This window comes from Bradyrhizobium sp. 191, from assembly GCF_023100985.1.
Lineage (GTDB): Bacteria > Pseudomonadota > Alphaproteobacteria > Rhizobiales > Xanthobacteraceae > Bradyrhizobium > Bradyrhizobium diversitatis.
In genome coordinates this window covers 5,131,391-5,144,375 of sequence record NZ_CP064692.1, presented here as the reverse complement: position 1 = coordinate 5,144,375, position 12,985 = coordinate 5,131,391, and the positions used below count along the sequence as shown (strand labels likewise).

The following is a 12,985-nucleotide window of genomic DNA, read 5'->3' as shown; positions in this document are numbered from 1 at the left end:
ATAACTGGCTCACGCGCATCGGCGACGATCCCGCGTCGAGTGGACCCAATGGACTGTTGCGAGACCTGGCGGAGATGATTCCATAGCCCGCGGTACACTGAATATCAGCTCGTTCTCGCCTTTGGGTCACAAGCGCCGGTTTGAACGGCGCCGCGTCACTTCCGGTGTGCCCTGATCTGCTGACCATATCTGGGCCAAACTGCACTTCGCCATCGGGCCGATTCCGTTGAAAAAGGCCGGCAGTATTTCGTTGTAATGGCTCCGTCGCGATGTGGCCGAACCGCTCTACCGGCCTCTATGCGAGCCTCGGGGTGGGTATCGGGATCAGCTTGGCCATCTTTCGAAGGTTCTGAGCGGTGGCTGCGAGGATGAACTCGTCGCGCGCGCCGTTTGGGCCTCGTAGACGTAAACGGTCGAGCTTGAGAATGCGCTTGAGGTGCGCGAACAGCATCTCGATCTTTTTGCGGAGCCGGCGCGAAGTGCGGCCCTCCAATGATCTTGCGATCTGGCGCGCCATGTCGCGAGCGCCCTCGTAGATCGAGCGCGGCACCCTCCGTGAAGGCTGCTTAGGGCAACACCGGGACTTCAATGCGCAGCGATCACAATCATGCTTGCTGGCGAGGTAAAGCATGGTGGCGCCATCATTCACCAGCGTTCCAGTCGTGGTAAGAACTTTACCGCTGGGACAACGGTAGAGGTCCCCGGCATGGTCATAGGTGAAGTCATCGCGCGAGAATATCCCGTCTGTGCGGGCGGACTTGTCGAAGACTGTAACATGCGGCTCGATGCCGTGCTCATAGACCAGCCAGGCAAGCATCTCGGCCGAGCCGTAGCCGCTGTCACCGAGGAGCCGGTTCGGATAGAGATCGAACCGTTTGAGCGAGCGCTCAATCATGCGTTTGGCGGCCAACACCTCCGCCTGCCGGATTGCCGTCGTCGCCTCGACATCGACGATGATCGCGTTCTCGACGTCGATCAGGTAGTTCGTCGAGTAGGCGAAGAAGGCTTGGCCACCATGCGCCCCCGTCCAGCGTGCCGCCGGGTCGGAGGGCGACACGAACTTCGGCGTGACCTCGGTCGCAGCTCCGAAAGCGGCATCATCGAGGACAGCCAGATACTCATCGATCGCTCGGCCGGCAGCCTCCGGCGGAAGTCCCCTGTCGCCTTCGATCCCCTTCTGCCGATTGGCATCGGCCTTGATTAGGCTCGCGTCGACGGCAAATCCTTCGCCGCCGACCAGTCGTTCCTTGATGCAGCGGCCCAACACGCTCTCGAACACGCGACGGAAGAGATCGCTCTGCCGGAAGCGGCCATGCCTATTCTTGGAGAAGGTCGAATGATCCGGCACCGCCCCATCCAGACCGAGCCGGCAGAACCATCGGTAGGCCAAATTGAGGTGAACCTCATCGCACAGGCGCCGCTCCGACCGGATGCCGAAGCAGTAGCCGATCAGGAGCATCCGGATCATCAGCTCGGGATCGATCGAAGGTCGACCGATACTGCTGTAGAAGGGCGCCAGGTCCTGCCTAATCTGTTCAAGGTCGACAAATCTATCGATCGACCGGAGCAAGTGGTCGGCGGGGATGTGCCTTTCGAGTGAGAACTCATAGAACAACGCAGCCTGTTCGACTTGCCGATGCCCCATCATGATCTTCAGTCCTGCCAATTAGACAGACTGAATCACTGATACCTCTGCGTCGCAACCGCTGCCTTTTTCAACAGAATCGGCCAATTGCGGAAGTTGCTTTGGCAGATCAAGCAAAGTACCGTTCGCCAAGGCCTTGAGGCTGGCGTATGCGGCGGCGACGATGGGACTAGTCATTCTTACGGGTGCCTCGGGTTCGGGCAAAACGACGATTGCAGAAATGATCGAGCAGCAACACCCGGAGCGGGCTCGCGTGTTCCGATTTGACAGCATTGGAGTGCCGTCGCCTGACGAGCGCATAGCGAGATGGGGGGCGGGCTCGGGGCCGGGAGGCGGATGGCAGCGCGCGATGACCATCGAATGGTTGAAACGGATCGCGAGAGAACGTCACACTCTTCCTGTGCTATTTGAAGGCCAGATGCGCCTGGAGTTCATAGCGGAGGGATTAGCATCTGCCGGAATTGATGTGGCTCGCATAGTGCTAGTGCACTGTGACGACGCAACTCGAACGCATCGTCTCTTTAACGAACGCAATCAGCCCGATTTGGCCAACCCCGATATGATGAACTGGGCGAGGTTTCTTCGAGGCGAGGCTGAAGCGGGTGGATTTGAGGTGTTGGACACGTCAAAGATTTCGATCGCGGACAGCGTTGAATACGTATGCGAGCGTCTCGGGATCTGGCGATCTGCCGAATAGTCCGCTTCGGGGCCCTTGACTGTCGCCAGCCCGAAGCGCCGCAACGTCCGCTTTCCGTAGATGTCCTGAACAAAGCATGTGAGCGGGACAAGGCGGCCTTTGACCTATGACCGACCCCATGAGCGTCTTCCGCCAGGAGCCCGCACGCGCCCCAAAGGGGACACATCGGGTTGCGAGGCAAAAAGCTCTCGTTCACCACATTTAAACCTTAAGATTCTACGAAGAGTACTCACCCCACGGGCCGCAGGATCATGCGAACAGCGTTCGTACAGAAGCCATCGGTGGCCTTCCGGCCATGAAGACCTGGCAGGCCAGCTGCATCGTTGCTGTTCTCGCATCCGTGGGACTCTTCCTGACCGCTGCTAACAGACCGGCCGCGACTATGCCGGATCTCATGTCGGAAGCGACAGCGAGCATACCGGCTGCGGCGCGCATGGCGGCTCCTGCGAACCTGGTGACGCCGGCCGCGTACGCAGACGCATCCGCCAGACTCGCGGCAGCTCTTCGGGCGGAAAGAGCAGAGCTGGGCGCGGCGACGTCGGCCGATTCCGGGCCGCTACGTACCGAAGCCGAGATTGTCGATGAACCCGCCGTGCCGAAATTGGCGTCGTTGGGACAGGATGTCGTCCACTCGCTGCCGCCGGAACGCGATGCGACCAACGGTGCTCCGAAGGCGGCCTCGACGCAGGATTTCCGTCATCTGGTCTACTACGTCTGGTCCGAACTGCCGCCCGCCGAGAAACCGGCGGAGATCGTCTTGCGTGCGTTCAAGGACATTCCGGTCGGAACGCCGACTGAGGAGATCAAGCGCGCCGCCGACGCGTTTGGTCTCGATTTCAACTTCATGATGGCAGTTGCCAAGATCGAATCCGGATTCAACCCCAATCAACGCACGGGGTCGTATATCGGGCTGTTTCAGCTGAGCCATTACGAGTTCGGGAAGTTCGGCTTCGGACAGATTCGCAGTCCGCGGGATAACGCCGTTGCGGCCGCGTACAAGATCATCACCGAAGGCGTCCTGTTCCAATGGATCACCCACCGCAAGCCTGATATGAGCGACCTCTACCTGATCCATCAGCAGGGCTGGGAAGGCGCCGCCGAGCACATCAGCAAGCCCGCGCGCCTCGCATGGAAATCAATGTGCGCCACCAGCGAAGGCAGGGAGAAAGGTGAGAGGTGGTGCAAGCGCGCGATTTGGGGCAATGCACTTCCGGCCTTCAAGCGCAGCTGGAAATCGGTGGACAACGTGACGTCAGAAGCGTTCGTCGGCATGTGGCGCGGGCGGGTCGCCGAATTCTACGGGAAATATGTGGCGACTGCCGCTGCGGCGGCAAACCAATGACTCCGTCGTCGGCAGCGCCGCGCCTGCTTTGCCTTTGGCTCGTAGATCGGTAGAGCGCCAGCGAAACCCATCAGCCCTCCGCCTGTGGCGAGGCATGACGGGTTTTGCCATCGCGGGGCCGCTCGCCTGCCTACAGCGCCAGCACCACCGCTCCCGACACGGCATCCGTCACGCCGCGGCCGTTGCCCTGGTCCTCGAGCACGGACCTGAAACTGTCGAGGGTCTTGATCATCGCCGATCGTGCCGCGACCAGCGCGTCCTGACTGGACCAGGTGCCGATGAGGCAGAAGGTCTGCTCGCCGGTCTTGATGATGACGCCATGCTCCAGGCCTGGCCATTTGGCCTTTCCGTCCCGGTGCGCGTCGAGGAAGGCGGCTTCCGCGCCGGGCTTCACCCTGAACTTCACCACATTGTAAACCTGCATGGTGGGCCTCCGAAAAATGGATAGATGAAAACGGGCGCCGCGCGAGGTCACGACGAAACGTCCGCGGGTCGCCCCGACGGATTGTTGTCCCCGCGCACGGCGGCGTCACCGTGACAAATCGGCATGGCGACACCGGTCTTTTCGGTCAGCTGAAACAAAAACGCGAAAACAACCCCATGCACAGTATCCGGCCCTAGTGGGATCAATGGCTTAACGGGATTGCCGAGACGATAGCTCCGTCGGGCAGAAATCCGTTGCTCCGTCGGGCAAAATAGGCGCAGAATGCCAGCATCGAAAGGATCGGGATCGGGAGCCCCTTCCGTTGCTCAGTACTGGCGTCGTCGAGCTCACGACCGCGTCCCGCGCACAATCCGTTCGGCGGTTCGACGGGCTGCGGTGCTCCTGATCGCTTGATCACCGGCAGCTCAGCAAGGGCCTGCGATACCCGCTGCGAGCTTTGCCCTAGCCGCATCGGGCTTAACGTGCTCGGCTTGTGACCCGTAGCAAACTTTCAAAGCGATGCCGCTGAGGGCCGCTTCTGACTCCGAAGCCGACATCATCCCTCGGGCACGCAGGCCAGGCGCAAGCCCCTATATATCCGCTCACGCATGGCAAGATAGGTTGGGTTATCGCTTAATACGCCGTTACGGAAACGACGAATGCTAAAGCTGGAATCGAGCGCGAGTCCTGCCTTCGCGGTTGCTTTCGCCTGATCCGTGGAGCCGAGCAGCGCGAGTGCGCCAGCGAGCAAAAAATGCGTAATGGGGTAGTTTCGGTTGGCTTCAAGGCTTCGTCGCCACCGGCTAACCGCCTCGTCATCCGCTAAAAGCTGAAATTTGGCGGCGCCGGCGAACAGCAGCCAGCGATAAGCGTTGATGTCGCAGGGCGAAAGGCGAAATGCCTCGTTCATGTGGGCCTCGGTCTCAGCTGCGCGACCCATGACAAATTTGGCGGCGCCAATCTGCGCATGCGCCCCGGCTAAATTGCGGTCCAAGGACAACGCTCGCTCGCACTCGGCTATCCCTTGCGTCGCACGGTTCGTTAGAATTAGAAGGTCGCCCAATACTAAATGGGCAATGGGATAATTCGGTGCATGAGACAGCGCTTTCACCACAGACACCTCAGCCATTGCGAGACGCGCAGCCCGGTCCGGTGAATATAGGCCCGATCCAATTGTCAAATCGACCATCGCCATACCGACCATCGCTGCGGTGTTCTTGGGATCAAGCGCTAACGCCCGCTCAAAGAGATCATGTGCTTGTGCCATGTACCCTGGGGTTCGCCCCTTGTTCAATGAAGCTGTGCCTTGAAAATACAGGTCCATTGAATTCAGATGAGAACTCTGTTCGGACCGCCTGGCCTCGTGCTCAGTAAGTTGAGCTTCTAGCGTGTTTGCGAGACGCGATACGATCTCGTCCTGCATATCGAACAGGTCGGCTACAGGTTTGTCAAAACGGTCGGCCCACAGGTGCGCGCCAGTTGCCGCGCCAACGAGTTGAACGTTTACCCGAAGTCGATCACGGTTGCGCTGCACCGAACCTTCGAGCACGTAGTGCACGTTCAACTCGTGACCAACCTGCTTGAGATCGACCGCCTTACCTTTGTAAGTGAATGCGGTATGTCGACCGATTACGAATGAGCCGCTGATGCGTGACAGGTCTGTCGTCAGGCTCTCCGTTATCCCGTCCACGAAATAGTCCTGCTCAGGATCACCGCTGAGGTTGGCGAACGGCAGCACCACGATGGAAAGACGAGGTGGTGAAAGCGGCCTTTGCGCCGTGTCGCCGTCCTGCGGCGCCAAGCCGACCGGCGCAATTACCAGCCTCTGCGCTTCCCGCACCGTACCAACGAAGCGGAAGCCCATGCGCGGCAGTGTTTTTATCAGCCGCTGTTCTTGGCCGGAGTCGCCGATTGCGCTTCTGGCGGCGTTCATACGGGTGGTCAGCGCGGCATCAGATACGATGCGTCCATTCCAAATGACATTGATGAGGTCGTCCTTACTGACGACGCGTTCCCTGTTGCGGATCAGGTAATCGAGCAAGTCAAAAACCTGCGGTGTGATCGACACCGCATCAGCTCTCCGATGCAGTTCACGCCGTTCGGTGTCAAACGTGTAATCCTCGAAGAGATAGCGCAAGCTACCATTCCTTCTTGGGGCACCTCTGTCGTACCCCTGGAGCACGAAGAATAAGCCGCCAGTAAGGAAAATGTAAGCTACCTGTTGAGCGAGCCAGCGCTTGTCCCGTCATCATCGTCTGGGTGAAGCAGTCTAGCCTGGGTAATCGCAATGAATACGATTCATGGGGTCACCGAGCTCGAAAAATATTGGGATGCATTTCAAGAGTGGCGCAAACGCGAGAGGCTGCGAACCCGGTTGTGCCGCCTGAGCGAAAAGGAGCTAAGGGATATCGGCATTACTCGCGGTGAGATCGACTACGTCGCCTCGAACAGAGCTATCGACCCACGAGGCGTCCGATCTGCCGAATGAGTCAAATATCTACCAATGGTGGGCAGCCAAATCCTCCGGTATTGGGACAATGGCTCCGAGAAACTCGTCGCAAAACGGCTGGCGCACCGACGGCGCGGAGCCATCGCCGGCTGTGCACGTCTTTATGACTGCTATTGGCCCTGGGCCGTCCAATCGCATGACCATTCGAGCGTCGGTTGTCAGACGGATACTGGAAGTGGCAATCCGCACGGACACTAGAGAGGCTGGTAGGATGGATAGATGCCAGCGAAACCCATCAATTCCCCGCCTGTGGCAAACATGATGGGTTTGGCAAGGGCTCAACCCATCCTACGTGCTGGGTTTTGCTGGCAGTAACTAGTCAGTCTGCTGTTGGGTCATCGGCGAAGCTGCGGCTCGCCCCCTTGGGGTCCGCCTCACGGGGTCCAGCGGACTGGAATTGCTCGCGTTGAGCTTTCCTAAAGTGCCCCCAACAGACCTTCCGATGCCTGTTTGATTCAGCGAACGGTTCGCCGTTACCGGTCCGTCTCAATGCAGCCAAGATTCCAGGAGCCACCCAGCTGTTCTGGAGTTGGCGCGTCATGTGAAGCACTTCACATCAGGGCCCCTGGGGTTCGACTACTCTGATTGCGGAAGTCGCGGCGCAAATCTCTTTGCTTGCTTGAGGAGATTGCAGTGACGAAGACAATTCTGATGGCCGCCATCAGGGCGGTAATCGTGCTGCTGGCATGGTCCTTCGCGGCGCACGCATGATCAGAGCCGCCCCGAGCTCAATGGCTGGTTCGAGAGCCCAAAAAGCGGCAGCTTGTACGATTGGACGCTCGGCAAGGCGCCGCGGATCGAGATCCGTTGTTTCATCCCCCGGGGGCCATGATAGCGTTTTCAAACGAAGCCTGTCCTACGCCTGGTGATCGTTGTTGGCCGAAGCTGTTCTGGCGGAACGATACTGAAGCAGTTTTCTGATCGTCGATAAGCGCGCGCCTTGCACAAGAGAGGCTGCCATGGGCTTAGTTCTTCATCAGGAAGTTGATTGCCGCGTCCGACATGATCGTTCGACAAGGGGGCATCGCAACCGCCGTCTTGTTTGCGCGATGCTCTGCGCGGTGGGCATATTCCAACTCGCGAGTGAAGCCCGGGCGCAATGCACCGCACGAGATGTCTTGCAGAACCATTTGACGCTCAAGAAAGCTCCTTCGGCTGGCATGCCGCAGGTGCCGGTCAGATCCGCCACCGATGTCCCAACGTGGAAAACGATTGCGCTGGGGACTTTTGCAGACTCGCTCGCTCTCCGTAGCGCGCTGGACAAGAAAGGCTGCAGCGTCGGAGGGCTGGCTGCGGAAATTCTCGCTCGACCGGCCTTTGTCGTTGGTTCTACGAGAACAGACGTGGAGCTCGTCGCGGTATCGGCGGTCGAACTCGGCTTCCGAACCGACGTCGCAACTCTGGCTTCGATCTATGCGCGTGCTCAGCGATTCGGTTTTGAACTTGCGGCTGCGGAGGTCGGTCCACAATTGAGGCTTCAGTATCTAAACCAACCCATGGGTGAATTTCTCATCATCGGAATGGAACCAATCAAGACGTGGAGCGGCGAGCCAGTCATTCTAAATGTGGCAAATGGCGGGGCCGGACTTATCCTCATTGGTCAAGATGGCCGACCTGACGCAGAAATAGCCGCAGTCTCCCGCATTGTATTCGTACGGTCCAACAGAACCGTGCTTGACGAGCTTGCGAAGGCGGCAGCACTCCCGCCGCCCTGAACACGATGCGCCGGCAGCGCCGGATGCCTTTCGAGCCGACCGCAGTGTGCGACCGGTGGCATATTTCCGCACTTCGGCCGGCCCTCAGCGATCGAACTCCATGTCCGCTCGCAGTCGGCATCAAAGGCAAAATTTGTTTCGGTCTTCTAGGTTGACCCTGGCAGTTGTTGGGGCCGATTTAGAAGCGTCAGTCACTGGTGCGCACACCGCTGACGACCGCTCAGCCGTAGTACCGCTCGAGCAGGCTTCGTTCGACCTTGCAGATATACGTGTACTTTGGATTGACCACCTGCGTGCAGCGGGCTTCTGCGATCTGGCCCAGCAGCATGTAGCCTTCGGCCGCTGGAATCTTCCAGTCGTCCTCCATCCAGTAGACCATCTCCTCGAAAGCCATGCGCATCGCGTCTTCGAGCGGGCGGGCGCATCCCAGCGTGCAGATGTGGGTCGCGGTCTCGATGCGCGGATGATTCAATCTCGCGGGGGCCTTGGCCAGCGAGACCTTGACGGTGAGATTGGCCGCGATCTCGATCGCACCCATTCCGTTGCATTCGCCGTCGCCCTGGATGGCGTGACAGTCGCCCAGGAAGAGATGCGCGCCGTCCTTGTTGACGCGGAAGAAGATGCTGTTGCCCGTGGTGATTTCCTGGACGTCCATGTTGCCGCCATGCGTCCCGTTGTCGACGGTGAGAACCGCTCCGTGCACAGGGGCGACGCCGGCCACGCCGATCATCGGCTTGACCGGCAGGCGGAGATGCTCGTTCCAATGCACGTGGCCGTCCTTGACTTCGACGACGCGTGTCTGGATGCCGAATTCCTTGCGCCTGACCCAATCGGGAAACATGCCAATGCCCGGCCAGAGCGCCGTGAAGCCGAGTTTGTCGAGCTCCATGTTCAGGACATCGAGACGCAGCATATCGCCCGGCTTTGCGCCGCGCACCTCGATCGGTCCGGTGGCACCGTTGACGAACGGCATCGTCACGTCCGCCTCGGTCAATTGCTGTCCGAGATGACGGATGGTGCCGTCATTGGCATTGATGGCGCATTCCACCACGAAGGTTTCGCCGGGCTCGACGCTTGCGATGAACTTGTCGTCGCCGGACAGTGCGTATTTGATGTTACCGGCCTTGCTGATGCGCTTGGACATGGTCTCTCCATGGACATTTGCGGATGTGATGAGGTTGACGCGCGAAGCGGATGAGAGTCGCAGACGATCTTCACTAAGCCTGTCGGCGCCAGGGCATCAGCAGCCGTTCGATCTTGCCGACCAGCCAGGTAAGAACCAGCGCAAGCACGATCGTCACGACCAGCGCGGCGAAGACCTTGGGAATGATGTAGAGCGATCCGGCTTTGAAGATGGCGTGTCCCAGCCCCTCTGACGACGACATAAACTCGCCAACAATGGCGCCGATCAACGCGAAGCCGACCGTCAGCTTCAGCCCTGCGAAGATATCGGTGAGCGACGCCGGGATCACGAGCTTCCGGAAGATCTGGAATTTCGAGGCCCCCAGGGTCTTCATCAGATAGATCTGGTCGCCGTCGACGCCGACGGCTCCCTTGTAGGATGTCACCAGCGCGACGATCACCACCGACAGGGTCGACATTGCAACCTTCGAGACCAGTCCGGTGCCGAACCAGATGATCACGATGGGTGCGAGCGCGATGATGGGGATCGAGCCGAGTGCGATGACGAACGGTTCGACGACCCGGGACACGAAACGCGAGTACCAGAGCGACAGGCCGAGCAGAGTGCCGACCAGGTTGCCCATGAAGAAGCCGAGCAGCGTCTCCATGCCGGTGACCGCTGCATCACGCCACAGGCTGCCGTCCTGTGCCATCTGAATCAGGAAACCCGCGATCGCCGACGGCGATCCGAACATGAAGGCGGCCGGGCTGCCCTTCGGCGTGGCGCGTTCCCAGACGACAAGAAGAGCGGCCAGAACGAGAACTTGAGTCGCCAGCACGGCGATGCCGAAGCGCAAACGCTTCCACTTTGCACGTATCGCCGGCGACGGAACGCTTCCGGCAGGCTTCGACGCGTCAACCATGCTGGTCCCGATATCCGTCGTCATTGGATCGCAACGTCGAGATCGGCCCAGATGCGCCGGACGTAGCGGCTGAAATCCGGGTTTTCGCGCAGCGAGATGACGTCGGCGCGATCGGAGCCGAGTTCGATCTCGTAAGCCGCCTTCACCGCAGTCGGCCGCCGCGTCAGCACGATGACGCGATCCGCGATCGAAACCGCCTCCTCGATGTCATGGGTGATGAGCAACATCGAGCGCCCGCCTTTGCGGACCAGACTGACCATGTCACTCTCGATGAGCAGCTTGGTCTGAAAATCGAGTGCGGCGAACGGCTCGTCCAGGAGCAGCACGTCCGGGTCATTCACCAGCGTGCGCGCCAACGCGACCCGCTGCCGCATACCGCCCGACAACGTCGCGGGATAGTGGTCTGCGAACCCATGCAGTCCAAGCTGGTCGAGCATGGCCCGGCTGCGGTCTTCGGCCTCGGCAGCAGGAACACCCCGGATCTCCAGGCCGAGCATGGTGTTGGCGAGCGCCGTGCGCCACGGGAACAGGAGGTCCTTCTGAAGCATGTAGCCGACGTTCTGAGGCTGACCAACGACCTGCCGGCCGTGCCAGCGGATGCGGCCGGCATCGGGCGCCAGCAGACCACAGAGCGTGTTGAGCAATGTGGTCTTGCCGCAACCGGAGGGACCGACAATGCTTACGATCTCACCCTTGCGCAGCGTGAGGCTGAGATCGGCAATCACCGGCACGACCTGCCCGTTGAGGTCGTAGCCCTTTGCGACATGCTCGACGACGAGCGGGAGAGCAGTGCCGTTCACGGCCTCGCCCTCGCCAGGCCTTGCGTGTGTGGCAGCCTCAACGCTCATTTCAGGCTGGCAATCGCCTTTTCGGCAAACGAGTTGTCGATGATCTGATCGAACGGGACTGATCCCTTGGCGTTGCCGAGGTAGATCTGCATGTCCATCAGGTTCTTCCACTGATCCTGCTTGGTAATGACCGATTGCGCCGGGATGAGATATTTCAGCTCGGCGTCGATCGCCTTGTCGACGACGTCGCCGGGAAGATCGGGGAATTCCTTGCGGGCGACTTCCTTGGCGAAGGCGGGATCGGCGTAGGTCTTGCGCGAGGCCTCCTCGAAGGAGGTGACCAGCGCCTGCACCATGGCAGGGTCCTTCTGGAGCGTCGAGGGCAGCACCATGATGCCGGTATTGCAGAACGGCCCGACATAGTTCGAGAAGTCGAACACGACCTTGGCGCCTTGAGCCTCCGCGGCGGCGACGCTCGGCTGATAGGCGACCGCCATGTCGGCCTGCCCGGCCAGCATCGCCGCGATCTCGGTGCCGGGATTGACCGGAACGATCGTGGCGTCGGTGCCCAGCTTCAGGCCGGCCTTCTCCAGCATCCGCTTGGTAACGCTGAAATTGGTGTTGGGCTCGGGCGACGTGACGATCTTGAGACCCTTGAACTCCTTCGGGTCGGTGATCGGCTTGAGCGTCTTGGACACCCCAAAATAGTGCGCGCGCTGCACGACCGTACCGACCACGACGCCGGGGCCGCCGTTCTCGCGAGAGATCTGCGCCATGGTCGCATCGCCAATCGCGAAATCCGCGGAGCCGCCGAGCACCGCCGCAAAGGTCTGGGTGTCGCCGCCGGCGGCGGTCACCTTCATGTCGAGACCGTTCTTCTTGAAGATGCCGGCATGCATGCCGACGTAGAGGTTGATGTAGCCCAGATTGTGCACGGCCTCGCTGAAGCGAACGGTCTTGAGCTCGGCGGCGGAGGCAATGCGGGATCCGAGCAACGGCGCGGCGCCGATTCCAGCGGCGACAACGGACGAGGCGGCAAGAAAGGCGCGGCGGCTGAGCGCGCGGCTGCTCGACGCAGCAGGACGAACACGGTCGGTCATGGCGCTGACTTCTCCAGGGAAATGCTGACAGGCAGCCCAAAGACTAGGCGCCGACTGCTCCGCATCAAGCCGAAATAAGCGACGCGATTTGCTTGCGATTTGGCGCGGCCCGTCAATATGTCACGCCATTGACGCAGAGTGCCGGTGCATGGCCTGAAGACGCGGCTTTGCTGCCCGCCGCATCATCGCGCTGCCGAATTCAGCACCGCGCGCGAATGGTTTTCGTCATTTCTGACATTTTGACTGCATAAAAAATTTGCAGGCCGCGCAGCGTATAGCCATGCCGTCCGCGACGGCCGCACGCGACTACGGATTGACGCGCACCGAGGAGAAGCGGCCAGTCAGGGCCCCTCCGCATTTTTCGGCCGCGATGCGGCTCGCCCGGGTCGGCTCGCGCGGCGGCGCCGCGGACTGCAAAGGAACCCCGTCCTGCCTGACGCCACCATCCGCCTTGCGCAGAAGTTCGAAGAGATTATTGACCAGCCCTCGCAAACGCAGATTCTCCGATTTCAGATCGTTCATCCGCTGGACGGCGGGAACATCGAGCGTGCCGAAGTTGCGACGCCACCGGTAGAAGGTACGTTCTGTGATGCCGGCGGCCTTGCAGATTTCTGCAATGGACACCCCGGAACTCGCCTCGGCGAGGAGATGAATGATCTCATTCTCGGTGAATCGGGATCGCCTCATCGTTCTCTCCATCGGCCCGTCATTTGCAGAGGC

Annotated in this window: 11 protein-coding genes; 3 read left to right on the top strand and 8 right to left on the bottom strand. The window is 60.3% G+C overall.

The window, feature by feature from the left end; all coding sequences use genetic code 11:
• Positions 1-295: 295 nt before the first annotated feature.
• On the bottom strand, positions 296-1,648 hold the full coding sequence (locus IVB23_RS23875; RefSeq protein ID WP_247800268.1) for a transposase: 1,353 nt from the start codon (positions 1,646-1,648) through the stop codon (positions 296-298).
• Positions 1,649-1,808: 160 nt separating this feature from the next.
• Here IVB23_RS23875 and IVB23_RS23870 point away from each other — a divergent pair, with 160 nt between their 5' ends.
• Positions 1,809-2,342 (top strand): ATP-binding protein, encoded by a 534-nt coding sequence (locus IVB23_RS23870; protein WP_247800267.1) that lies wholly within the window; start codon positions 1,809-1,811, stop codon positions 2,340-2,342.
• Positions 2,343-2,637: 295 nt separating this feature from the next.
• Entirely contained in the window at positions 2,638-3,684 is a 1,047-nt protein-coding gene (locus IVB23_RS23865) for a lytic transglycosylase domain-containing protein (RefSeq protein ID WP_247800266.1), read from the top strand.
• Between the two features lie 130 nt (positions 3,685-3,814).
• Here IVB23_RS23865 and IVB23_RS23860 read toward each other — a convergent pair whose 3' ends face one another.
• On the bottom strand, positions 3,815-4,108 hold the full coding sequence (locus tag IVB23_RS23860; RefSeq protein ID WP_247800265.1) for an antibiotic biosynthesis monooxygenase: 294 nt from the start codon (positions 4,106-4,108) through the stop codon (positions 3,815-3,817).
• Between the two features lie 556 nt (positions 4,109-4,664).
• Entirely contained in the window at positions 4,665-6,245 is a 1,581-nt protein-coding gene (locus tag IVB23_RS23855) for a winged helix-turn-helix domain-containing tetratricopeptide repeat protein (RefSeq protein ID WP_247800264.1), read from the bottom strand.
• Between the two features lie 1,421 nt (positions 6,246-7,666).
• Here IVB23_RS23855 and IVB23_RS23850 point away from each other — a divergent pair.
• Positions 7,667-8,332 carry a hypothetical protein gene (locus IVB23_RS23850; protein WP_246515438.1) on the top strand — a complete coding sequence of 222 codons (666 nt, stop codon included), beginning with the start codon at positions 7,667-7,669 and terminating at the stop codon, positions 8,330-8,332.
• A 220-nt stretch (positions 8,333-8,552) separates the two neighbouring features.
• Here the strand turns inward: IVB23_RS23850 and IVB23_RS23845 are convergent, their stop codons facing one another.
• The 5 genes from IVB23_RS23845 to IVB23_RS23825 all read right to left on the bottom strand — a co-directional run bounded on the left by IVB23_RS23845 (position 8,553) and on the right by IVB23_RS23825 (position 12,964).
• Positions 8,553-9,476: an acetamidase/formamidase family protein gene (locus IVB23_RS23845; RefSeq protein ID WP_247800263.1), complete on the bottom strand. Its 924-nt coding sequence runs from the start codon at positions 9,474-9,476 to the stop codon at positions 8,553-8,555.
• A gap of 73 nt (positions 9,477-9,549) precedes the next feature.
• A complete protein-coding gene (locus IVB23_RS23840; protein WP_247800261.1) occupies positions 9,550-10,377 on the bottom strand; it encodes an ABC transporter permease in 828 nt (275 codons plus the stop codon).
• A 20-nt stretch (positions 10,378-10,397) separates the two neighbouring features.
• The gene (locus tag IVB23_RS23835; protein WP_239627777.1) at positions 10,398-11,225 is read right to left on the bottom strand and encodes an ABC transporter ATP-binding protein; all 828 of its coding nucleotides are present in this window, start codon (positions 11,223-11,225) and stop codon (positions 10,398-10,400) included.
• Positions 11,222-12,265, bottom strand: coding sequence for an ABC transporter substrate-binding protein (locus tag IVB23_RS23830; RefSeq protein WP_197966520.1), 1,044 nt, complete (start codon positions 12,263-12,265; stop codon positions 11,222-11,224). Before IVB23_RS23830 ends, IVB23_RS23835 begins: the two co-directional genes overlap by 4 nt.
• 306 nt (positions 12,266-12,571) lie before the next feature.
• On the bottom strand, positions 12,572-12,964 hold the full coding sequence (locus tag IVB23_RS23825; protein WP_247800260.1) for a transposase: 393 nt from the start codon (positions 12,962-12,964) through the stop codon (positions 12,572-12,574).
• Positions 12,965-12,985: the final 21 nt, after the last annotated feature.

Coding starts and splice junctions, on each gene's coding strand:
- IVB23_RS23860 (WP_247800265.1), bottom strand. CDS start 4,108: ATGCAGGTTTACAATGTGGTGAAGTTCAGGGTGAAGCCCGGCGCGGAA.
- IVB23_RS23830 (WP_197966520.1), bottom strand. CDS start 12,265: ATGACCGACCGTGTTCGTCCTGCTGCGTCGAGCAGCCGCGCGCTCAGC.
- IVB23_RS23865 (WP_247800266.1), top strand. CDS start 2,638: ATGAAGACCTGGCAGGCCAGCTGCATCGTTGCTGTTCTCGCATCCGTG.
- IVB23_RS23870 (WP_247800267.1), top strand. CDS start 1,809: ATGGGACTAGTCATTCTTACGGGTGCCTCGGGTTCGGGCAAAACGACG.
- IVB23_RS23875 (WP_247800268.1), bottom strand. CDS start 1,648: ATGATGGGGCATCGGCAAGTCGAACAGGCTGCGTTGTTCTATGAGTTC.
- IVB23_RS23845 (WP_247800263.1), bottom strand. CDS start 9,476: ATGTCCAAGCGCATCAGCAAGGCCGGTAACATCAAATACGCACTGTCC.
- IVB23_RS23850 (WP_246515438.1), top strand. CDS start 7,667: ATGCTCTGCGCGGTGGGCATATTCCAACTCGCGAGTGAAGCCCGGGCG.
- IVB23_RS23840 (WP_247800261.1), bottom strand. CDS start 10,377: ATGGTTGACGCGTCGAAGCCTGCCGGAAGCGTTCCGTCGCCGGCGATA.
- IVB23_RS23835 (WP_239627777.1), bottom strand. CDS start 11,225: ATGAGCGTTGAGGCTGCCACACACGCAAGGCCTGGCGAGGGCGAGGCC.
- IVB23_RS23825 (WP_247800260.1), bottom strand. CDS start 12,964: ATGGAGAGAACGATGAGGCGATCCCGATTCACCGAGAATGAGATCATT.